This window comes from Nosocomiicoccus sp. HMSC067E10, assembly GCF_001810835.1.
Classification (GTDB): domain Bacteria; phylum Bacillota; class Bacilli; order Staphylococcales; family Salinicoccaceae; genus Nosocomiicoccus; species Nosocomiicoccus ampullae_A.
This window is the reverse complement of record NZ_KV802774.1, coordinates 1-20893: the sequence shown is the minus strand read 5'-3', so window position 1 is coordinate 20893 and position 20893 is coordinate 1. Positions and strand designations below refer to the sequence as shown.

The following is a 20893-nucleotide window of genomic DNA, read 5'->3' as shown; positions in this document are numbered from 1 at the left end:
GCAGAAAGGTTCTCCTTTTTAATGTATTAAGTTATACTTTAACGATATAAATTTTGTATACTTATAGAAGGAGATGAGGCGATGAAGACAAAGTATTTAAATAAAAAAGACTGGCGCCGAATTAGACATTCCGACTATAAAGAAGTATTAACAACATATGAAGGTAAAAAGGTTCTCATCGGATGCTATTACATTCATTCAGTGTATCATCCACTGACTGTGACGATTGTTGGTGAAAAGATTAAAGTTGCAGACGATAATTATAAGTGGATTACAATGATGGGGGAAGGCGATCATTATAGTCTTACAGTAATGTTCGATGAGAATGATGAACCTGTTCAATATTATTTTGATATAAATAAGTCAAACACGTTAGAACTCGGGCGAGCAAGAAGAGAAGATCTATATTTAGATGTTCTAGCTCTACCAGATGGCCGAAGCGAACTCGTCGATGAAGATGATATCATTCGTGCGTTAAAATACGGTAAAGTCACACCAGAAGAGAGAGATTTTGCCTATAAAATTGCATCAGACGTCGAGCGTTTAATAGACTATCAGTTTGACGAGGTCGTTAAAAGCGGGCAGTTTATGTATGAAATGATGGAGAGAGAAAATGAGATTTGATGATTATGAATTACTCGTTACACTCGATAAAGAAAAGACGTTACGTCAAGCAGCTGAAGCGTTATATATATCGCAACCTGCTGTGAGTCAACGTTTAAAGACGATCGAGAATTACTGGGGTGTACAGATTTTTATCCGCACAAAAAAAGAACTCATTAAGACGAGTGCTGGTGAGAAGATTATCGAGCACGCGAAACAAATTGTTGAAACAGAACTCTTACTAAAAGAAAACATTCATATTAATAAACACAAAGTTGAAGGTAAATTAAAAATCGGAGTGGCGTCGTTACTTGGGTATATGATTATGCCGACGTTACTCGAGAAGTTTTTAAAACGATATCCGAACGTTGATATACAGCTTGAGATTGGATCGTCTTCAAAAATTATTGATAACGTCGATCGATATCATTTAGCGATTATACGTGGCAATAAAATATTAAATTTGGAAAATCGTTTATTATTTACAGATGAGCACTATTTAGTTGCATCAAAAAATAAGTCGCTTGAAAACGAACCGCTCATCGAGTTTCAAGCAGATCCTTGGTATATTAACCAGTTAAAACAATTTTTTGAAAAGAGTTTTAATAAACCGTATAAACCTCAACTCTATGTTGACCAAGTGACGACGTGCCGAGAATTATTACTTAAAGGGGTCGGGATGACAGTACTGCCAACGATTATTACGAAGACGATGGATCTATCGAAATTCCATACTGAAAAAGTAGAAATTGACCACGTACCATTGACGCGTTCGACGTATGTCGCGTACGATCATCAAATGGCAGAACTCCCGCAAGTGGAAAAGTTTTTAAAATTATTAGATGAAGAATATAAGTAGGAATTCGTATGTTTAAAAAGTTATTTTCAATTGAGAACTATAAATTATTTTTAGTAAATATGATTTTATTCGGAATGGCAATCGCAATTACGGCGCCATTCCTTGTACTTTTTATGACAGGAGAGCACGGTTTAACAATTACGCAGCACGGTATATTTATGGCTGCTGGAGCGATTGGGTCGTTTATCGTTAATACAATTGTTGGGCGATTTAGTGATAAGCTATCATTTGATAGAAAGTATTTATTACTCGTTGCTATCGTTATGGAGATTATTACGTTTAGTCTATTTTTAATCGTCAAAGATACGATAATTTTAGTTGTTGGATACGTAATATTCTTCTCACTCGGTGCACCTGGGATTCCGCAGTTATATGCATCAGCACGTGAATCTGTAAATAAAGATAACGGAAATGACGCAAGGTTAAAAATATTTGCAAATACTGTTTTACGTTCGATGTTTAGTTTCGGATTTTTATTTGGTCCATTAATCGGGTCGATTTTAATTGCGAGATACGATTTTACTGGGCTGTTTGTTGGAACGATGATTTTATTTGGTGTTGTCTTTATTACGACACTTTTTATTAAACCAGTAAAAACAGAGCGAGAACTGTCTATTCAAGAAATCGATGAGAAAAGAGCGCCGTCATTATTTAGCGCGCCCGTTCTAATCGTGCCGTTTATTGCGTTTATAATGTTACACGTCGGTCAGTGGGGGTATTTACTAAATATGCCTCTATACGTGACGGAAGTACTCGGTGAAGATAGAGGAAAAGTCGGAGTACTTGCATCGCTTTGTGCAGGATTAGAAGTACCGTTTATGATTGGGATTGGTTGGATCGCGTCTCGTTTTGAAACGAAACATTTACTCATGTTTGCTGGCGTCGTCGGAGGGTTATTCTTCCTATCGATCGGTCTATTCCAGAGTTTTACGGTAATACTTATTGGACAAGTGGTCCTTGCATTTTTCTTAGCAATTTTACTTGGATTAGGAATTAGTTATTTCCAAGATTTACTCCCTGACTTTCCAGGATACGCATCGACATTATTTGCGAATGCAATGGTCGTTGGTCAGTTGCTCGGAAACTTAATTGGAGGATTTGTATCAGATATGTTTAGTGTGAATACTGCATTTTTAGTAAGCAGTGGTTTAATGTTTACATCTGTCGTATTGTTTATGTTCACGAAAACACAGTTTAGAGAAGGTGAGATTTAAGTGGAAGCTTTACTTTGGCTTTTAGTTGTTTTATCGTTTGTCATTGGATATGTTGGACTCGTATATCCAGTCATTCCGTCGATATTTATGTATTGGCTCGGTGCTGCGATTTACGCGTTCTTCATCGGTGATAATTTAGGAATTATGTTCTGGTTAATACTCGGAGTATTTACAGCACTTACGTTTGTCTCTGACATGGCGATCACAAAATATTACGTCGGCAAACTCGGAGGTACTAAACAAGGGGAATGGGCGGCGCTTATCGGTGTCGTATTAGGGATGTTTATATATCCACCTCTCGGTGTTATTTTTGTGCCCCTATTTTTAGTATTCTTTACAGAATTTGTCATTTATAAAGATGCATCGAAAGCATTAAAGGCAGCACTTGGTAGTTTAGCTGCATTTGTAACGACGATTGTTTTTAAAGCAGTCGTTTACACATTAATTATTTTATGGTTCGTATTAGACGTATTTGTATTTTAAAAAAACGTCCCAAAATTGGGACGTTTTATCAATTGTCTTGTTGTTTTAACGCTCTAAATATTAATACTGAAAACACAGCAATTACAATTAAATACACTGCGCCTAATATAGAATCGACTAACGGTTCGTTACCGACAAAAAAGCGAAGTGAAAATATAATAATAGAATGTGCGATAAGTAGTATGATCAATGAAAGAGTAACGTTTTTATTTTTAAAAAATACGACGAGCATTAAAATGATGAAAACAACAGTAACTCCGAGTTTAATCCATTCAAACATTCGTTCCACCTCTTAAGTTTAGTATCGCTTAAAATGATAGAATCTACAAGAGAATTTTCAACGTATATGTGAAGTGCTATACTATTATTATATATGTAGGTGATGATATGAAACGTGTTTTAATATTGTTAATATGCACGGTGTTTCTCAGTGCGTGTAGTGGACAATCTCAAAAAGAAAAAGACATCCAAGCACTCGAAGAAAGCATTACAAACTTAGAACGCCAAATTAACGAATTAAAAAGAGATAACGATGATTTAAAACAGAAGTTAAAAACGAAACAAGATGAACTCAGTCAAATCGAACAAGAAGATAATGAAAAAGATAAAGAAGATGAAGAAGAGGAGTAAAGAGTATGTACGAAAGTGATTTTGTCTTAATGGAAAACGAAACGATGTCTTTAGAAGCATTACGTCAAGAACTCAGCAACATCATTCAAAATAAGTGCGTATATAACGCTGAACAAACGAAGCGTAGCGTCTCACAACAACCAAAACCTGAAGATCGTTACGACACGTTCTACATTCATTTTGATGTTGAAGGTTCTAATGATTTTGTTAGCGTCGTAGCTGATGTAAGTAAAGAAAAGCATTTAGTCGATTATGATTTAAATGAAAAAGGACTTACTGTAAAGTTAATTAACTATAATAAACGTGACCGACAATGACACATATCAAAACAAAGCGTTTATTATTAAGAGATTATACGTCGTCTGATATCGAACGTATTAGAAACATGATGCGTGATAGAGATGTCGTGCAGTACTTTCCAAGTCCGTTATCTGACGTTGAAATAGAAACGCTTGTGAGAGAAATGTCAGGAAGTATTCGCGACAGAGGATTTGGAGTGTTTGCGGTAGAAAGAAAAAGTAATAATGAAATGATAGGAATCGCGGGCATTCGTATTAAACAGTACGACGAACATCTAAATTTAGATGAAATCGAACATTTATTTCCGTGTGTTGAGTTATATTTATTACTTGACAAACGATACTGGAATCAAGGGCTCGCAACTGAAGCGGCTGAAGCGGTGATGAAGTTTGTACGTAAAAAAACAGACATTCAAGAAGTATATGCATTCACTTCCAAGCTCAATCTTCCGTGGTTAAATGTAATCGACAAAATTGGCATGGATCCTATATTTGAATATACGAACCCGTATTATGTAGAAGGGCATCGTAAAGCGGATAGTTTAATTTTTAAAATACACACATAAAAACGGACATCTTGAAATTAATCATGATGTCCGTTTTCTATATCTTCTCGACTACGTCCAGCAACTGGACGGAATTGTTTTAATTCGTCGAGTACGTTTTCGATTGAATCGAGTTTAATAATTAAATCTAAAAATCTGCGCTCTAAAAAGTCGTTTTCAATAAATGATTCAAATAAATCAAAAAGTGAATCATAATAACCATCTGTATTGACGAGTGCAATTGGCTTTTGAGCGTGTCCAATTTGTCCACCGACAAATACTTGGAAAAACTCTTCCATCGTGCCTGCGCCACCAGGTAAAATGATGATCGCATCCGCTTCGTCGATTAACATATCTTTACGTATGCTCATCGTGTCGACGATTTTCATGTTTTTAACGCGAGGGTGTGCCATTTCTTTATCGACTAATACTGTCGGGATAATGCCAGTCACGTCGCCTCCAGCGTCTAACGCACCGTTCGCAACAGCCCCCATTAAACCGAGGCCGCCCCCACCATAAATGAGTTCGACATTTTCGTTTGCGAGCGTTTCGCCGAGCGTGTATGCATCTTCTCTAAATTTATCGCTATTACCTAAACGTGCACCACAAAAAACAGAAACCTTACTAATTTCCATTAGTCGTTGTGTTTGTCTTTCCATTCGATAAATTGTTTTAGAGAATCAGATTTTTGATATTTCTCACCGTATCCTGTTTTTCTTCCGTGATTTTCGATGTGGCGCTCATTTTGACGGCGATGTTTACCAAATAGTGAGTCGTCTCTCTTTTCGGCTCTTTCAACTTTACGTTCTTTAGCTTCTTCACGAAGGTGTGCACTTCTTGGGTCGAGTAAATCTTTATGTTTTAAATGTAATGCACCTGGAGAATAATCATCTTCATACTCCGTTTGTTCAACGAATTGTTCATTGAGTTCTTTTACGTTTGTTGTGTCTGGTCTTTCAGTAGTCAATTTCTGATGTCCTTTCGATACGTTCATACGTGATTCTTTTTCATCGTGATTTAGAGTCTCTGTTGATAAGAGACTTTCCATACGTTTTTTACGATGTTTTTCTTTGTCAGCTTCAAACTGTGCCTCTAGTTTGTTAAGTTTACTTAACGATTTGTCGTGTGCTTTCATCTGTTTATTATACTCGCGCTTATCTTTTGAAGCGTGGTATTTTTCTGAAACGAAGTCACGCGTTTCGTTAAATCCTTTAACACCCGCTTCAGTGACAGTTTGTGTTTTATCTTTAGCTTTACTATATAAAATATTACTGTTTTTTGCGAGTTTTTGCACGTCTGGATGGTCTTTAATTTCATTTCTGTTTTTGAGTAATGGTACGAGTAAAACAGGTAAAATTGTCGCAGCCATTCTTAGCTTCTCTTTCATAAAAATAACCTCCGGTTAACGAATTACTTATTATTATAACGTACCCGTTAATCATTTACACGAAACGACTGTGTTTATAAAAATAAATAATCGGCAATATGTAAGTAAACGAGGAGGCGTTAATTATGGCGTTAGATAAAACTACACGCGTACAACATTTATTTATAGATTATCCAAATATCGGAGAGGTCATCCGTCCTTTATCACTTAAATTTGCTGTCGACGATACGGTAACAGTCGAAGATGTCGCGGTTAAAAATAATTTAGATGTAGAAGCTGTCGTGAACGATTTAAAAGACTTTGTAGAAGACGAGCATGTCACAAATTACGTCAATCATACGAAGCAAGATCTTACAAAAACAGTACACGACCGTTATATCGAAGATTTAAAAGATGAATTGCCCGTTTTACATGAATATGTTAAAAAAGTGTCGAAGAAAAAATTAAAAGACGAAAACGTGCATCACGCATACGATAAAGTCAAACAAGTTTTAAATGATTATAGTGAACTTCTCGAAGATACGGTACACCCGCTTGTCGTTTCAGATAAACATGCGGAAGTGTATAACGTAGAAGTTGAAAGTAAAGAAAAGGAAATCGTTAAAGGATTTGAGAAATTACGAGATGTCTCGAATGATTATAATAGTGAGCCACTCGATGCTGATGTAGAATTTGTCTATGATAGATTAGAACGTTTAGAGCAGGTCGCTGTAGAAATGATTGCACTTGAACAATTAATTCGCCGAAAATAATAATGACGCCACTTTTAAAAGTGGCGTCATTTTACTTTTTAAATGTTACCGTAAATGTTGTATATTCTCCTTCAACACTGTCTACAGTTATAGACGCATTATGAAGTTCGACGAGGTGTTTGACAATCGATAATCCTAGGCCAGTACCACCATCTGCTGTACTACGTGCAGAATCGACGCGGTAGAATCGTTCGAACAGTCGACTGAGGCTTTCTTCTGGAATTCCAGCCCCTGTGTCATGAACACTTAACTCTATAGAATCGTTCGTCTCTTCTATTTTTACTTCAACGGTGTCGCCTTCATGCGTGTAATTTGCAGCGTTTGAAAGTAAGTTTACGAGTATTTGCGCGACGCGTTCTTTATCCGCATAAAGCATGTGCTCCTCATTTTCTGGTAAATGGAGTTGTAAGTTTCTATCTTTAAATAAACGTTTCATTGGACGTACTGTCGTATGAACGAGTTCAGTTAAATCAAAATTCGTTTCGTTCAGTCGAATTTGGTGTTTTTCTATTTTCGATAAATTTAAAATATCGATGATCAGCTTATTTAACCGAACACTTTCGTTATATATAATTTCTAAAAACTCTCTCTCAACTTCTCGAGGTAAATCACCGGATTCTAATAACGTTTCAGAGAACCCTTGAATAGATGTGATCGGCGTTTTTAACTCATGAGACACGTTTGCCACGAAATCTCTTCGTATATTTTCAAGGCGCTTAATATCCGTAATATCGTGAAGCGCAACGATTACACCACGCTTTTCCCAACGTTCACCGTAATACGGTGCAGCATAAAAGTTTAAAATCATTTCTTCAGGATTGTATAAATGTACTTCACTCGTTTTTACTTCATCGTATTTATAAACGTGACGAATGTCTCTTAGTACATTTAATTTAACAAGACTTTCCTGATAGTCATTATTGAGAATTTTATCTCGCGTTTGGTTGATCATTTTTAACGCTGCGTCGTTAATCACGTCAATTTCACCTTCTGGGTTAATCAAAATAACACCCGTGTTTAAATTCGATAAAATACTCTCAAGCTGTTTAGACTGGTCTTTAATCTCTGTGACGTGGGCATTTAGACTAATTGCTAGAGAATTGACGGACTCACTAAGCGTGTACAGTTCTCCAGGAAAAGTGTCGTTAATACGTGCGCTATAATCATTTTTCTTCAGACGCTCTGTTACTTCTATAATTTTTTGAATTGGATTCGTAATTTTATATGCGAGTAGTGCTGCTGAAATGATCGTTGCGACTAAAATGAGTGTAAATACGATGACGATTGACACCCATTTTTGTTGTGCAGCTGCTTCGATTGTCTCAAGTGGTGTAGAGCTACGGACATACCCAATGACTTCACCATCTTCAGTTATCGGTACAGCGACGTACATCATCTGTATTTCTTCAGTGTCACTTTGTCGAATGTAAGATTCACTCGTCGTTTTCTTTCGTTTCGCTTCTTTAATCTCTGGGCGATCGATGTGGTTACTCATCGTCCAAATGTTTGAATCCGTGTCGAAAATGACTCTCCCGTCCTCGTCGACAATCGTAAAGCGTAAGTCTTCAGGCAACTTAAGACTTGAAAACATTTCCTTCGTATTACGAATGGTTAGCAAATCTTTTGTAATCATACTTTCGAGCAGTTCACTTTCTTCAGTAAGTTGCTTACTCGTCATCGCGTTATATGTCGTACGGTTCACGTTATCTACAAAGAAAAACATCATACATAATCCGACAATTAACACGATGAAAAACGAAAGTGTGATGCGCACCCATAGTTTATTCATCGATATATTCCATCTTATAACCGAATCCACGAACGGTATGAATGTATTTCGGCGACTTCGGATTGTCTTCAATTTTTTCTCTTAGTTTACCGATATGGACATCGACAATTCGTGTATCACCGTCAAAATCAAACTGCCAAATTCCGTTTAACAGTTGGTCGCGAGATAGCACACGTCCATTATTTTTACTTAAGTAAACGAGAAGCTCGTATTCTTTTTTAGTGAGGTCGATTTTTTTATCGTTTTTATAAATAGCATAGTTGTCATAATCGATTGTTAGTTCACCGATTATTACAGTGTTGTCTTCTGTAGTCTCTTGATTTGCTTCGAAGTCAATGCGTCTTAATATAGCGCGAACTCTCGCTACGACTTCTCGCGGGCTAAACGGTTTTGTCATATAGTCATCCGCCCCCATTTCAAGACCGAGTATTTTATCGAACTCATCATCTTTTGCAGTGAGCATTAAAACAGGCACATGAATTTTATCGAGTCGTAAAGTTTTCACGACGTCCATACCATCCATTTTTGGAAGCATTAAATCTAAAACCATTACGTCCGGTGATTCCTTTTTCACTTGTTCAATTGCTTCTAAACCGTCGTTTGCTGTAACAACTTCAAAGCCATTTTGTTCTAAGTTAAATTTAAGTAACGTTACAATTGATGTTTCATCATCAACAACGAGAATTTTATGCATAGTAACCTCCTGCATATCGAATTTGTTATATGTTAATCATTTTATCATGTTTACAATTATTCACTTATATTTTACACAATCTTTACAATGTAGAATACTCATGGAATAGTGTAGAATATAGTATTGTAATTGAGATTATACTTTTTAAGGTGAAACTATGGATATCGAACGTTATAGTCGACAAATTTTATATAAAAATATAGGTGAAGACGGTCAACGAAAACTGCTTGAAAGTACAGTTTTAATTGTCGGAGTCGGTGCACTCGGTTCAGTTTCAAGTGAGATGCTTGCGCGTTTAGGTATCGGAAAACTCATTTTAGTCGATCGAGACTACGTTGAGCTATCGAACTTACAACGTCAGACGTTATATACTGAACGTGACGCAGATGAACAAAAACCAAAAGCAATCGCGGCACTCGAACATTTAAAAGAAATTCGTAGTGATCTCGATATTGAAGTTCATGTGAATCACGTAGACGCACTCTTTTTAGAATCGCTCGTAAAAACTCATGATGTCGATTTAATTTTAGACGGAACAGATAACTTTGAAACGAGACTCGTAATTAACGACGTTGCGTATAAAGTCGGGATTCCGTGGGTCCACGCAGCTGTCGTCGAAGCGTCATACGTAGTGGCACCATTTACACAGGATTCACCGTGTTATAGATGTGTGATGCCAGTACTTCCGTCAAACACGTTAACGTGTGACACAGCAGGTGTGATATCTCCAGCCATTCATACGGCCGTGTCAATACAAGTTACGACGGCAATCAAATTACTCATCGGTGAAACGTTTGACAGACACTATATGACATTTGGAGATTTATGGTCAGGAGAGCATAGTCGCATCGCGTTTGATAACATTAAAAATAAAGAGTGCGACACGTGTGAGTTGGAACTTTATCCCTCATATAATGAATCACATCAAGCGTTAAGCTTATGTGGAAGAGACACCGTTCAAATATATGATGACACTATTACTTATGAACTTTCGTTAAACACCGCGAAGCGACTCGGTGACTATAAGGAGACACCGTACTTCATCGAATTTTATTATGATGATTATCGAATTATCGTATTTAAAAACGGTCGAATGTTAATACACGGTCTAAAAAGAATTGAAAAAGCACGCACAATCGTCGCACAACTATTTGGATAGGAGAGATACTATGAGTATTGTTGAAAGAATCGATAGAGACATTAATGTCGGCGTAATTACAGTAAGTGATACGCGTACAAAAGAAACAGACAAAGGCGGAAAACTCGTCATCGAAAAGTTAAATGACATTAACGCAGTTGTCGAAGATGATAATCACTTAATCGTGACAGACGATAAAGAAAAAATCCGTGAAGCGGTTGTTGGATTACTCGAAAAAGGTCTAGACGTCGTCATCACGACAGGCGGTACAGGAATCGCTAAGCGAGACGTTACAATAGAAGCGGTGAGCGAGCTCTTTGACAAAGAAGTCGAAGGTTTCGGAGAACTGTTTAGAATGTTATCTTACACAGAAGACATCGGATCTAGAAGTCTATTATCACGCGCAGCAATGGGCACGCACGATAACCAACTCATCATCAGCCTCCCAGGCTCAACAGGCGCAGTCAAACTCGGCATGGACAAACTTATCGTCCCAGAGTTAAACCATTTAGTATTTGAGTTAAACAAAGAGAACTAGTCGGGGCACGAACTATTGTAGTAGTTGTAAAGACGTGCGGTCGGAGGAGGTTTTTGTTCTTTTGGATAGAGAAGTAAGAGTGCTTTGCTGTGTGTGGCGCGCTTATTTACAAAAATTGCCTGAAGTTGTTAGATATATCCGGATATCTCACAAAATCGCAATATTTTTGTTAAATAAAATCGGGAGAATGTGAGTTTTTCATCTTTTTGGGATAAAAAACACTATCACTCTTCGGTTATTTACAAAAATTGTCTGAAGTTGTTAGATATATCAAGATAATTAACAAAAATTCGGGTTCCGACCTCGTTTTTGTTAGATAAAAAAATATAATTAACAAAAACCGAGCAACCGGACGGAAATTTGTTAAATAAATCCAGATATCTCACAAAACCGCGATATTTTTGTTAAATAAAATCGGCAAAAGAATAAAAACACCAATTCAAAAGCACTCCGGTCAATCCACATCCATCACCTAAATAGAATAATCTCCGGATTTCCCGCCTGATTTACTTAATAGTTTAGTTTCTCTGATGATCATACCTTTATCGAGCGCTTTACACATGTCGTACACTGTGAGTGCTGTAGCGCTTGCGGCTGTTAAGGCTTCCATCTCCACACCTGTTTGCCCTTTAACTTTTACTGTCGCTTTGATGTGTAGCTTGTATCCGTCATCCGTATCCCAATTAAATGAGATGTCGATTCCAGAAAGTTGTAATGGATGGCACATCGGGATGATTTGATGCGTGTTTTTCGCTGCCATAATTCCTGCGATTTGAGCTACTGCTAAGACGTCACCTTTTTTCATCTTTTCGTTTACGATGCCTTCATATATTTCTTGACTGACTTCAATTATGCTTTCTGCAGTTGCAACGCGTGACGTGACATTTTTTTCTGAGACGTCGACCATTTTCGCGCGTCCTTCTTCGTTAAAGTGAGTAAACTTAGACATTAAAATCCCTCTTTTTAGTATAATAGTTCATAAGTATTACGTTAATTATATCAAAAGGAGAGATTTTAGTGACTTTAAATAGACAACCAATCCCAGTTTTTGATGCCGTAACTAAAGTAGTAGAAAATGTAACACATATAGATACTGAAACAGTGAAACTCGAAGATAGTTATAATCGTTATCTTTCAGAGGATTTAACAGCAACTCATGACGTGCCGTTATTTACGCGTTCAGCGATGGATGGGTTTGCGATCCGTAGTGCTGATTCAGGTAAAGGTGCAGCGTTTACTGTTGTAGATGAAGTACCCGCTGGCAGTACGAGTGACTACGAATTAAAAGAAAATGAAGCATTCCGTATTATGACAGGTGCAGAGTTACCGAAATCTGCAGACACGGTCGTGATGTTTGAGCAGGCAAATATTGACGGTGATACGTTCACGATACGTAAAACATTTGATGCATTCGATAACGTTGCGATGCAAGGGGAAGAGTGTAAAAAAGGCGACATTATCGTCCATAAAGGAAGTCAAATTAACCCAGGCACAGTCGCAACGCTTGCGACATTTGGATACGTTGAAGTGAATGTCTACCGCGTTCCAGTTGTTGGTGTTTTATCGACAGGAAGTGAATTACTTGAAGTATCTGACGAATTAGAGCGCGGTAAAATTAGAAACTCAAACACACCGATGATTATGGCACAGTTAGAGAGAATTGGCGTGCACGCTAAGCGATATGATCTCGAAGAAGATAATCTAGACACACTTCTAGAAAAAATCGAAAAAATGTTTAACGAAGTCGACGCAGTTATCACAACAGGTGGTGTGTCTGTTGGAGATTACGACTTACTTCCGAAAGTATATGAAAAACTTGGCGCGGAAGTTCTGTTTAACAAAGTGGCAATGCGACCAGGTAGTGTTACGACAGTCGCAAGGGCAAAAGGCAAGTTTTTATTCGGTTTAAGCGGGAATCCATCTGCGTGCTATTCAGGATTTGAGTTATTCGCTCGTCCTGCGATATTACTTATGCAAGGTTCTGCACGAGCATTCGCGCCATTCGTGAACGCGACGCTTGGAGAAGACTTTAAAAAGCCAAATCCGTTTACGCGATTTGTCCGTGCTGAGATTGACTTTGTCAACGGTAAAGTCATCTCAAAACCGTCTGGATTTAATAAATCAAACGCCGTAACGTCTATTGCGAGAAGCAACGGTGTTATCGTATTACCAGGTGGTACACGTGGCTTTGAAGCGGGAGATGAAGTACAAGTAATGCTGACAGATGTGACGAGCGGTGTGTCACACTTTTCGATTCGACAATGAAAATCTTACAAGTCGTCGGATATAAAGATACCGGCAAAACAACGCTAATCGTTGAGTTTCTAAAAATATTGAAAGCTTCGAACTTAAAAGCAGCAGTAATAAAACATCATCACATTGATATCGATGATTCGACAGACACTGGAAAGTTCAGTCGACTGAGCGACTATACGATATTAAACACACCGAATTATACGATTTACCACGACAACAAAGTGCCGGGTTTAAAAGAGCAAATCGAAGCTTTAAACGGTAAAGTAGACGTCATTTTAATCGAAGGTTATAAAAACGAAGATTATGACAAGATTGTCCTCACGCATTCGTTCACGGGTGAAAAAGGCGACATAAGAGAATTAGAGCTGTCAAATGTGGTAAACTACTATAACGTAGCATCAGATCAAGATGCGATATTACAATGGTTTAAAGGTTGGAGTAAAAATAGATGAAGCAGTTCGAAATAGTAACTGAACCGATTGATATCGTAAAATATCAACAATATGTTCTAGACAAACATCAAGGTGGTCTTGTGACGTTCACGGGTCACGTGCGTGAGTGGACACAAGGGACACGTACAGTATATTTAGAGTACGAAGCATATATTCCGATGGCAGAAAAAATGCTCGCACAAATCGCAGATGAGATAAGCGAAAAGTGGCCTGGTGTCAAAACGAGCATCGCGCACCGAATCGGTAAACTCGATGCGACTGAGATCGCGGTCGTTATTTTAACGTCTTCACCTCACCGACATAACGCGTATCGTGCAAATATGTACGCAGTCGACCGATTAAAAGAAATCGTTCCGATATGGAAAAAAGAGATTTGGGAAGACGGAGAAGAGTGGATTGGTGACTCTAGACATTATCACTCGAGTGTGGAGGTGGATCGTGATGAAAATTAAAATATTTGCAAGTATAAAAGAAAAAATCGGTGACGATCATATTGAACTACCGATTCATGACGCAATAACAGTGAAAGAATTAAAAGAGCGTTTATATATCGATTATCCAGAATTAGACGGAGAAGTGTTTCAAGTTGCAGTGAACGAATCGTTTGAAAGAGACGAGTCAGTAATTGCACCTGATGACGTCGTAGCACTTATCCCGCCAGTGAGTGGTGGTTAAATGGTAATCGGAGCAGTATTAGCAGGTGGAAATTCGACGCGATTTGGTTCAGACAAATCATTATATGCGTTAAACGATACACCGATGTATATGCACGTCGTGAATCGTTTAAAGAAAAGTGGAGTCGTCGACGAAATCGTCGTCAATACAAACGTGCGATTAAAGGATGCGTTTCATCCGTATAAAACGGTGATAGATGACGAAAGTTTTATAGATCACGGACCACTCGGTGGAATTTACGCACTGATGAAAGAATATCCAGACGACTACGTCATCATCGTGTCGACAGACACACCGTACGTACCGAGTGCGTGGTTAAAAGTGTTAGTCGAAAAGGCGATTGAAACGAACAAAATCGTCGTTACTGAAGGCGAGCAACTACATCCGTTAATCGGTGTATATCACGGTGAAACGATCGTCGAAGATTTAAAAAGACAACTCGAATCAAAAAAACTGAGTATCCGACAATTTTTAGAGCACCAAGACTATATAACGTTAAACATTGAAGACTACGGTCTAAATGAATCGATGTTTGTAAACATTAATCGTAAAACGGATATTCTCTAGGAGGGATACGATGAAACAAGTAACTGATAAGTTCGGACGACCGTTACGAGATCTTCGCATTTCCGTAACGGATAAATGTCAGTTCAGATGTAGCTACTGCATGCCAAAAGAAATATTCGGCGATGACTATGCGTTTTTACCGCAAGAGCATTTACTTTCATTTGATGAAATTGAAAGACTCGCGCGTATATACGCAGATCTCGGTGTCAAAAAATTACGTATAACAGGTGGTGAACCGTTAATGCGTAAAGACTTACACGAGCTTATCGCACGATTAAATAAAATTCCAGGTATAGAAGATATCGGTATGACGACGAATGCGTTACTGTTAAAAAAACATGGCCAAAAGCTTTACGATGCGGGCCTTCGTCGTTTAAACATTTCACTCGATGCGATGGACGACGAACTATTTGGTCAAATTAATGACCGTGGCATCGGTACATCGAGAATATTAGAAAATATAGATTATGCGATTTCTCTCGGGTTTAAAATTAAAGTCAATATGGTCGTACAAAAAGGATTAAACGACCATGAGATTTTACCCATGGCGCGTCATTTTAAAAACACGCCAATTACGTTACGTTTTATCGAGTTTATGGATGTCGGTAACGATAACGGATGGAACTTCGAAAAAGTCGTATCTAAAGAAGATATATTAGATATGTTGCGTGAAGAATTTACACTTGAGCCAGTAGACCGAGCGTACTACGGGGAAGTTGCGAAAGTGTATAAGCATACGGACACAGATGCACATTTAGGGTTTATTACGAGTGTGTCTGAAAATTTCTGTTCAACATGTACACGCGCAAGACTATCTGCAGACGGCAAGTTTTATGGTTGTCTATTCGCAACTGAAGGATTTGATATAAAAACGCTCATGCGTGAAGGTATTTCAGATGAAACACTCGAAGACATCTTAATGGGTGAGTGGAATAAGCGTGACGACCAATATTCAGCAATTCGTCATAAAATTACAGAAGAAGAGCGCAAAGCGCGTCGTAAAATAGATATGAGCTATATTGGAGGATAGGAAGCGTGGGAGGATGAACTCTCACGTTTTTTTAATAGAGGTGTAAACATGAAGTTTGATTTGGATAGAAAGTACATCGTGATCTATACGCTCATTTCAACCGTAGTTGCAGTGAGTTATTTATTATTCGGTCACGAACTATCAAAACTACTTGAAAACTTAATCATAAACAAAACGACAGTAAAAACTGAATTTATAATGCTCATCGTGTACTTTATCTTGTTTTTCTTAGTGACATATATGTATAACTTCTACACGAGTAAAGTCGCAAGTCAAAACTTAACAGAAAAAGCAAAAGCTCTTGCACGCAGTATTCACGTCGATTCAAAGAGAGATAGCGAATCGATTTTAAACGCAATATTTGTCCATTTAGAAAAGTATCGTCCGTATCAAGAAAGTTTTATACCGACGGTCGTTTTAACTGTGACAAAGGTCGTTATAATTATCGTTGCACTCTTTTTTATAGAGCCAGTTGCAGCAATTATACTTCTTACAACGGCGCCTTTTATACCGTTATTTTATATATTAGTCGGCCTTAAAACTGAAGATGAAGCACTCGAGCAAGCGACAGAGTTCGACGAGATGGGCACGCTATTTTTAAATTTAGTACGCGGAAAAGACACGGTCACCTATACGAACGCTGAACGTGAGGCAAGTCGTGCGTTACAAAAGAGTAACGACAAGTTTTTATCGACGACGATGCATATATTAAAATATGCTTTCCAATCGACGTTAATGCTCGAGTTTATAACGATACTCGGTATTGGTCTAACGGCGCTCGAGGTCGGATTACGTATTATCATCTTTGAAAATATTACGTTTTACCAAAGTTTCTTTGTACTGCTCATGGCACCGGAATTTTATTCATCATTAAAAGTGATGGGGACAGAATTCCATAACGGAAAAATCGCAGACGGTCACTTACAAAAAGTGAACGAGTCACTAGTAGCACCACGTAAAGAGTACCGTGAAAAAGGTGAGTCGTTACAGCTCCACGACGTTACGATTACGACAGACCGCGACTTACTTAAAAATACGTCTATTCAGTTTAATAAATCTGGTCTCATAGCGATTACCGGAAAATCTGGTGTCGGGAAAACGACGTTATTAAATACGATCGCCGGACTACACCCGCCGACAACTGGACAAGTAACGATTCAGAGCGACGACGTGTTATATATATCTGACGATATTTACTTATCTGACACGACGTTTAGACAGTATTTTAACGATCTCGAAGAAGATAAAATACTCAACGTCTTACAAGAACTTCAACTTTACGACAGTATTATGAATCTTGAAGCGGGGCTCGACACGTTAATTATCAACAATAATGTACCGTTAAGTGGCGGAGAAATTGTTCGACTGAAACTCGCACGTGTATTACTTTTACGTCCACATATCGTATTGATGGACGAACCGACAGAGTTTTTAGATGACGCAACTGAAGAGATCGTATTAGAGCATTTAAAAGATCTAAAAGAACATACGTTAATTATCGCGGTCGTTCATCGACGTGCATTATTAGATATCGCGGACACACATATCGTTATGCAAAATGAAACGCTAGAGGTGAGTGTATGAACTTTTTAAAAAATGAACAAATAAAAGTATACTTAAGCATCATCCTCGGCTTTTTAAGTGGCCTTGTTGGTGTCTCGATATTCGGGTTAAGTGGGTATATGATTAGCTTGAGTTATTTTAATCCGCCACTTATTACAATAATTTTTATTATCGTAATTATTAAACTGTTCGGCTTATCAAAAGGTGCGTTTAAATATTTTGAACGCATATTTTCTCATGAAGCAACGTTTCAACTGATCAACCGTTTGCGTATTGATTTTTTAAATCAGACATTGGCAAATCATATTAAGACACGTGACGTCCGGTTAATCGAACGTTTAAATAAACATTTTGATGATATTGAAGGGTATTATATACGAATTGTTTACCCGATTGTTACAGCTGTTTCGACTGTGCTTATTGTCATTATTTTATCGGCGCTCGTTAGTACGAAACTTGTCATTATATTTAGTGTGTTTTCATTGTTCGTTTTACTCGTCGTACCACTAATTTTTAAGCGTGTATTTGAACGTATTTATGACGAAGAAAGTGACGTAGAGTCCACGCTCTATTTAAAAGTATATAGTCTCATATACGGGTATACGGATTTTTTCATCAACAAAGAAATCGATGAAAAGCAGCATGACATCGAGATGTTAATTGAGCGATATAACGACAAGAAATTTATGCGCGCAAACATAACACATATCATGCGAATGACTGCACAGGTACTACAAATTATCGGATTGTCACTCATTATTTACGCGGTGGATGATGTACTACTGTTACCGATGATTCTCTTGATATTTATAAACGTTGTGGAATTGCTTGTCCCAGTTATGCAGCCGGTGAGCGAGTTCAGTCGTGTGAAAGAGACAATCAAAAGAATCGAAGGTCATTCTGAGAACGAGCGTCCGTTTAACGAAGAGTTGTCAGTTAAAGACTTAACGTTTCGGTATGAAAATTCAAAGCGCGACGTGTTAAAACACGTGACGTTAAAAGTTAAACGAGGTGAAAAGCATGTCATTATTGGGCCGAGTGGATCTGGGAAGTCGACGTTACTTCATCATTTAATTACGGAAGATGCGAGTGTGATGCCTCAGTTTTTAGATTTTTACAACGGGACATTAAGAGATAATTTAACGATGTTCGGTAAAAATGAAGTTGAAGCGGACGAGTTAAAAGAGTATTTGGATGATTTTAATTTAAAAGAACTGGAACTGGATGATTATATGTACGCCACTCGTCACATGTCAGCGGGTGAAATGAAAAGACTGCATGCGATTCGTATGATTTTAGAACGTAAAAATACGTGGATTATGGACGAGCCGACAGCCCGACTAAACAATATTTTACGAGAAAAAATGTGGGACCTTATATTAAAGCAAGAGACATTAATCGTCGTGACACATGATTTAAGTCATTTGGGCGAGTTTGATTTTATTCATTATTTAAAAGATGGAGAAATCGTTGAAACGATTACGAGTCACGCGTTAAAAGAAGAGAGTTCAGAAATTAAAAAAATCACTGAACGTTTTACATTTGAATGATGTAGAAATATATTCAAAATTAAGCGAATGTGGTAAAATATCAATACTATATTGGAAAAAGAAACGTATCGTAAGCATTCTTATCTATATATAGCTAATCAATGGAGGTGACCCCGAGTTCGGGAACGTATTGGATACGACCACAATCTTAAATTTATTTATATTTATTCTACTCATTTTACTGACGATGATGTTCGTCGGGTCTGAGTTTGCATTTGTTAAAGCGAGATTATCAAAAATCGATCAACTGATTGAAGAGGGCAATAAAAAAGCCGAATTAGTGAAGCATATGATTCTTCATCTCGACTATTATTTATCTGCCTGTCAGTTAGGGATTACAATCACAGCGCTAGGATTAGGTTGGATTGGAGAATCGACATTCGCAATTTTATTAAATCCCTTATTTGACTTAATTAATATACCAAACGAGTATATGACGATCGTTAGCTTTATTGTCGCGTTTACAATCGTGACGTTCATACACGTCGTTGTCGGTGAACTTGCACCAAAAACAGTTGCAATTCAGTATGCTGAAAAAGTGAGTATGGTATTTGCGAGACCACTCTATATATTTGGAGTTATCATGAAGCCATTAATATGGTCAATGAACGGAACTGCGCGATTTTTAGTGAGACTCATTGGTATAAAAGATGTCGCGACAGAACATGCACACTCTGAAGAAGAGTTAAAAATTATTATGACACAAAGTTATAAAAGCGGAGAAATCAACTTAACAGAGCTCGCTTATATGAAAAATATATTCTCATTTGATGAAAGAGCCGCAAAAGATATTATGGTTCCACGAACTCAAATGATCACACTGCAACAACCGATTACGCTAGAAAGTGTCTTAGAAACTGTAAACGAATATAGCTTTACACGTTATCCAGTGACAGACGAAACTGGAGATAAAGACCAAATTATCGGATTTATAAACGTCAGAGAATATTTCACAGAGTATCTATCGGGTAAAACAGATAACATCGAAGACTTTATACACGAACTCCCTGTTATCACTGAAGTATCTCACATTTCTGATGCGCTAATTAAAATGCAAAAAGAACGTGTCCACATCGCACTCGTCATCGATGAGTATGGTGGAACAGCAGGTATGATGACGATGGAAGACATTCTCGAAGAAATCGTCGGTGAGATCCGTGACGAATTCGACGAAGATGAAGAACCAGAAATCGTTAAAGTCGAACAAGAAGACAACCTGTATCATATTAACGGAAGAATGCTACTTTCAGACTTAGAAGAAATGTTCGGTATCGAATTTGAAGACAGCGAAGACATTGATACGATCGGAGGCTGGCTGCAAAACATTACCCCTGACATCTCAGAAGGTGATGTTGTCGATACGAAAGAAGACAAGTGGGTCGTCTTAGAAACAGACAACCACACAATCAAGACAATCGCTTTTTATCGAAGTTTATATAACTACGAAGACGAAGAAGTAAAAGATTAACAGCTGGGCGGTTTTTTATCTTGTAGGATAAAAAGTGAACTATCACTCATTGCTAATTTACAAAAATGAGGCTTGGAGATTGAAATTTGTTAGATATATCAGGATATTTAACAAAAACTCAGGATCCGGCCTCTTTTTTGTTAGATAAAAAAATATATTTAACAAAAACAGTGGCGCCGACCCGAAATATGTTAAATAAATCCGGATATCTAACAAAATCGCAAAATTTTTGTTAAATAAAACTCGGCGGAAGAGTGTTTTTCATCTTTTAAGATAAAAAGCAACTAACTCTCATCGGTTATTTACAAAAAATACCTGAATCTGTTAGATATATCAGGATAATTAACAAAAACTCGGGCTCCGGCCTCTTTTTTGTTAGATAAAAAGATATAATTAACAAA

At 37.6% G+C, this 20893-nt stretch carries 25 protein-coding genes; 19 read left to right on the top strand and 6 right to left on the bottom strand.

Translation table 11 applies throughout. The features are described from left to right. Positions 1 to 81 precede the first annotated feature (81 nt). Genes HMPREF2767_RS06990 through HMPREF2767_RS06975 form a run of 4 tightly spaced genes read left to right on the top strand, consistent with a single transcriptional unit; the run spans position 82 to position 3159 of the window. A complete protein-coding gene (locus HMPREF2767_RS06990; RefSeq protein WP_070623422.1) occupies positions 82 to 624 on the top strand; it encodes a ribonuclease FAU-1 family protein in 543 nt (180 codons plus the stop codon). Next, positions 614 to 1462, top strand: a complete 849-nt coding sequence (locus HMPREF2767_RS06985; RefSeq protein WP_070458096.1) for a LysR family transcriptional regulator — start codon at positions 614 to 616, stop codon at positions 1460 to 1462. Before HMPREF2767_RS06990 ends, HMPREF2767_RS06985 begins: the two co-directional genes overlap by 11 nt. Positions 1463 to 1470: 8 nt before the next feature. Then, positions 1471 to 2676, top strand: a complete 1206-nt coding sequence (locus HMPREF2767_RS06980) for a sugar efflux transporter (RefSeq protein ID WP_070623418.1) — start codon at positions 1471 to 1473, stop codon at positions 2674 to 2676. Then, on the top strand, positions 2677 to 3159 hold the full coding sequence (locus HMPREF2767_RS06975; RefSeq protein WP_068129706.1) for a DUF456 domain-containing protein: 483 nt from the start codon (positions 2677 to 2679) through the stop codon (positions 3157 to 3159). A gap of 28 nt (positions 3160 to 3187) precedes the next feature. Here the strand turns inward: HMPREF2767_RS06975 and HMPREF2767_RS06970 are convergent, their stop codons facing one another. Continuing rightward, on the bottom strand, positions 3188 to 3439 hold the full coding sequence (locus tag HMPREF2767_RS06970; RefSeq protein ID WP_070623415.1) for a hypothetical protein: 252 nt from the start codon (positions 3437 to 3439) through the stop codon (positions 3188 to 3190). A gap of 140 nt (positions 3440 to 3579) precedes the next feature. Between HMPREF2767_RS06970 and HMPREF2767_RS06965 the strand changes: the two genes are divergently transcribed. Genes HMPREF2767_RS06965 through HMPREF2767_RS06955 form a run of 3 tightly spaced genes read left to right on the top strand, consistent with a single transcriptional unit; the run spans position 3580 to position 4654 of the window. Next, on the top strand, positions 3580 to 3789 hold the full coding sequence (locus HMPREF2767_RS06965) for a hypothetical protein (RefSeq protein ID WP_148128611.1): 210 nt from the start codon (positions 3580 to 3582) through the stop codon (positions 3787 to 3789). A gap of 5 nt (positions 3790 to 3794) precedes the next feature. Beyond that, positions 3795 to 4106, top strand: coding sequence for a hypothetical protein (locus tag HMPREF2767_RS06960; RefSeq protein WP_068129709.1), 312 nt, complete (start codon positions 3795 to 3797; stop codon positions 4104 to 4106). Then, positions 4103 to 4654, top strand: a complete 552-nt coding sequence (locus HMPREF2767_RS06955) for a GNAT family N-acetyltransferase (protein WP_070623412.1) — start codon at positions 4103 to 4105, stop codon at positions 4652 to 4654. Before HMPREF2767_RS06960 ends, HMPREF2767_RS06955 begins: the two co-directional genes overlap by 4 nt. Before the next feature lie 17 nt (positions 4655 to 4671). On the opposite strand, the gene HMPREF2767_RS06950 is transcribed toward HMPREF2767_RS06955, so the two are convergent. Then, positions 4672 to 5292: an LOG family protein gene (locus HMPREF2767_RS06950; protein ID WP_068129714.1), complete on the bottom strand. Its 621-nt coding sequence runs from the start codon at positions 5290 to 5292 to the stop codon at positions 4672 to 4674. Beyond that, positions 5268 to 6020, bottom strand: a complete 753-nt coding sequence (locus HMPREF2767_RS06945; RefSeq protein WP_070623408.1) for a hypothetical protein — start codon at positions 6018 to 6020, stop codon at positions 5268 to 5270. The genes HMPREF2767_RS06950 and HMPREF2767_RS06945 overlap by 25 nt, the downstream gene beginning before the upstream one ends. A 125-nt stretch (positions 6021 to 6145) precedes the next feature. Between HMPREF2767_RS06945 and HMPREF2767_RS06940 the strand changes: the two genes are divergently transcribed. Further along, complete coding sequence (locus HMPREF2767_RS06940) at positions 6146 to 6772, top strand: hypothetical protein (RefSeq protein WP_070458106.1); 627 nt, start codon at positions 6146 to 6148, stop codon at positions 6770 to 6772. A gap of 31 nt (positions 6773 to 6803) precedes the next feature. On the opposite strand, the gene pnpS is transcribed toward HMPREF2767_RS06940, so the two are convergent. Next, entirely contained in the window at positions 6804 to 8561 is a 1758-nt protein-coding gene (gene pnpS, locus HMPREF2767_RS06935) for a two-component system histidine kinase PnpS (protein ID WP_070623405.1), read from the bottom strand. After that, positions 8554 to 9255, bottom strand: coding sequence for a response regulator transcription factor (locus HMPREF2767_RS06930; protein WP_068129724.1), 702 nt, complete (start codon positions 9253 to 9255; stop codon positions 8554 to 8556). Before HMPREF2767_RS06930 ends, pnpS begins: the two co-directional genes overlap by 8 nt. A 157-nt stretch (positions 9256 to 9412) precedes the next feature. Here HMPREF2767_RS06930 and HMPREF2767_RS06925 point away from each other — a divergent pair, with 157 nt between their 5' ends. Both HMPREF2767_RS06925 and HMPREF2767_RS06920 read left to right on the top strand, forming a co-directional pair. Next, positions 9413 to 10414 (top strand): ThiF family adenylyltransferase, encoded by a 1002-nt coding sequence (locus HMPREF2767_RS06925; protein WP_070623402.1) that lies wholly within the window; start codon positions 9413 to 9415, stop codon positions 10412 to 10414. Between the two features lie 10 nt (positions 10415 to 10424). Next, entirely contained in the window at positions 10425 to 10931 is a 507-nt protein-coding gene (locus HMPREF2767_RS06920; RefSeq protein WP_070623399.1) for a MogA/MoaB family molybdenum cofactor biosynthesis protein, read from the top strand. Between the two features lie 472 nt (positions 10932 to 11403). On the opposite strand, the gene moaC is transcribed toward HMPREF2767_RS06920, so the two are convergent. Next, a complete protein-coding gene (gene moaC, locus HMPREF2767_RS06915; protein WP_070623396.1) occupies positions 11404 to 11880 on the bottom strand; it encodes a cyclic pyranopterin monophosphate synthase MoaC in 477 nt (158 codons plus the stop codon). A gap of 68 nt (positions 11881 to 11948) precedes the next feature. Between moaC and glp the strand changes: the two genes are divergently transcribed. From glp to HMPREF2767_RS06870, 9 genes are all read left to right on the top strand, one after another. Then, on the top strand, positions 11949 to 13196 hold the full coding sequence (gene glp, locus HMPREF2767_RS06910; RefSeq protein ID WP_070623391.1) for a molybdopterin molybdotransferase MoeA: 1248 nt from the start codon (positions 11949 to 11951) through the stop codon (positions 13194 to 13196). Then, on the top strand, positions 13193 to 13639 hold the full coding sequence (gene mobB / locus HMPREF2767_RS06905; protein ID WP_068129741.1) for a molybdopterin-guanine dinucleotide biosynthesis protein B: 447 nt from the start codon (positions 13193 to 13195) through the stop codon (positions 13637 to 13639). The genes glp and mobB overlap by 4 nt, the downstream gene beginning before the upstream one ends. Continuing rightward, positions 13636 to 14091 carry a molybdenum cofactor biosynthesis protein MoaE gene (locus tag HMPREF2767_RS06900; protein WP_068129743.1) on the top strand — a complete coding sequence of 152 codons (456 nt, stop codon included), beginning with the start codon at positions 13636 to 13638 and terminating at the stop codon, positions 14089 to 14091. Before mobB ends, HMPREF2767_RS06900 begins: the two co-directional genes overlap by 4 nt. Continuing rightward, on the top strand, positions 14081 to 14314 hold the full coding sequence (locus HMPREF2767_RS06895; protein WP_070458122.1) for a MoaD/ThiS family protein: 234 nt from the start codon (positions 14081 to 14083) through the stop codon (positions 14312 to 14314). Before HMPREF2767_RS06900 ends, HMPREF2767_RS06895 begins: the two co-directional genes overlap by 11 nt. Then, positions 14315 to 14881, top strand: coding sequence for a molybdenum cofactor guanylyltransferase (locus HMPREF2767_RS06890; RefSeq protein WP_070623387.1), 567 nt, complete (start codon positions 14315 to 14317; stop codon positions 14879 to 14881). It abuts the gene before it with no gap. Positions 14882 to 14891: 10 nt separating this feature from the next. Further along, positions 14892 to 15911 carry a GTP 3',8-cyclase MoaA gene (gene moaA, locus HMPREF2767_RS06885; RefSeq protein WP_070623384.1) on the top strand — a complete coding sequence of 340 codons (1020 nt, stop codon included), beginning with the start codon at positions 14892 to 14894 and terminating at the stop codon, positions 15909 to 15911. Between the two features lie 48 nt (positions 15912 to 15959). Further along, positions 15960 to 17495 carry an ATP-binding cassette domain-containing protein gene (locus HMPREF2767_RS06880; protein ID WP_068129757.1) on the top strand — a complete coding sequence of 512 codons (1536 nt, stop codon included), beginning with the start codon at positions 15960 to 15962 and terminating at the stop codon, positions 17493 to 17495. Beyond that, positions 17492 to 19024: an ATP-binding cassette domain-containing protein gene (locus HMPREF2767_RS06875; RefSeq protein ID WP_070623381.1), complete on the top strand. Its 1533-nt coding sequence runs from the start codon at positions 17492 to 17494 to the stop codon at positions 19022 to 19024. The genes HMPREF2767_RS06880 and HMPREF2767_RS06875 overlap by 4 nt, the downstream gene beginning before the upstream one ends. 130 nt (positions 19025 to 19154) lie before the next feature. Further along, positions 19155 to 20492, top strand: a complete 1338-nt coding sequence (locus HMPREF2767_RS06870; protein WP_070623378.1) for a hemolysin family protein — start codon at positions 19155 to 19157, stop codon at positions 20490 to 20492. Positions 20493 to 20893: the final 401 nt, after the last annotated feature.

Bases quoted from the DNA above. Each gene is read 5' to 3' on its own strand.
- HMPREF2767_RS06890 (WP_070623387.1), top strand. From the start codon at position 14,315: ATGGTAATCGGAGCAGTATTAGCAGGTGGAAATTCGACGCGATTTGGT.
- HMPREF2767_RS06900 (WP_068129743.1), top strand. From the start codon at position 13,636: ATGAAGCAGTTCGAAATAGTAACTGAACCGATTGATATCGTAAAATAT.
- HMPREF2767_RS06985 (WP_070458096.1), top strand. From the start codon at position 614: ATGAGATTTGATGATTATGAATTACTCGTTACACTCGATAAAGAAAAG.
- mobB (WP_068129741.1), top strand. From the start codon at position 13,193: ATGAAAATCTTACAAGTCGTCGGATATAAAGATACCGGCAAAACAACG.
- HMPREF2767_RS06920 (WP_070623399.1), top strand. From the start codon at position 10,425: ATGAGTATTGTTGAAAGAATCGATAGAGACATTAATGTCGGCGTAATT.
- HMPREF2767_RS06950 (WP_068129714.1), bottom strand. From the start codon at position 5,292: ATGGAAAGACAAACACAACGACTAATGGAAATTAGTAAGGTTTCTGTT.
- pnpS (WP_070623405.1), bottom strand. From the start codon at position 8,561: ATGAATAAACTATGGGTGCGCATCACACTTTCGTTTTTCATCGTGTTA.
- HMPREF2767_RS06990 (WP_070623422.1), top strand. From the start codon at position 82: ATGAAGACAAAGTATTTAAATAAAAAAGACTGGCGCCGAATTAGACAT.
- HMPREF2767_RS06930 (WP_068129724.1), bottom strand. From the start codon at position 9,255: ATGCATAAAATTCTCGTTGTTGATGATGAAACATCAATTGTAACGTTA.
- moaC (WP_070623396.1), bottom strand. From the start codon at position 11,880: ATGTCTAAGTTTACTCACTTTAACGAAGAAGGACGCGCGAAAATGGTC.
- HMPREF2767_RS06960 (WP_068129709.1), top strand. From the start codon at position 3,795: ATGTACGAAAGTGATTTTGTCTTAATGGAAAACGAAACGATGTCTTTA.
- HMPREF2767_RS06955 (WP_070623412.1), top strand. From the start codon at position 4,103: ATGACACATATCAAAACAAAGCGTTTATTATTAAGAGATTATACGTCG.
- HMPREF2767_RS06925 (WP_070623402.1), top strand. From the start codon at position 9,413: ATGGATATCGAACGTTATAGTCGACAAATTTTATATAAAAATATAGGT.
- HMPREF2767_RS06940 (WP_070458106.1), top strand. From the start codon at position 6,146: ATGGCGTTAGATAAAACTACACGCGTACAACATTTATTTATAGATTAT.
- HMPREF2767_RS06895 (WP_070458122.1), top strand. From the start codon at position 14,081: ATGAAAATTAAAATATTTGCAAGTATAAAAGAAAAAATCGGTGACGAT.
- HMPREF2767_RS06980 (WP_070623418.1), top strand. From the start codon at position 1,471: ATGTTTAAAAAGTTATTTTCAATTGAGAACTATAAATTATTTTTAGTA.
- moaA (WP_070623384.1), top strand. From the start codon at position 14,892: ATGAAACAAGTAACTGATAAGTTCGGACGACCGTTACGAGATCTTCGC.
- HMPREF2767_RS06945 (WP_070623408.1), bottom strand. From the start codon at position 6,020: ATGAAAGAGAAGCTAAGAATGGCTGCGACAATTTTACCTGTTTTACTC.
- HMPREF2767_RS06970 (WP_070623415.1), bottom strand. From the start codon at position 3,439: ATGTTTGAATGGATTAAACTCGGAGTTACTGTTGTTTTCATCATTTTA.
- HMPREF2767_RS06880 (WP_068129757.1), top strand. From the start codon at position 15,960: ATGAAGTTTGATTTGGATAGAAAGTACATCGTGATCTATACGCTCATT.
- HMPREF2767_RS06875 (WP_070623381.1), top strand. From the start codon at position 17,492: ATGAACTTTTTAAAAAATGAACAAATAAAAGTATACTTAAGCATCATC.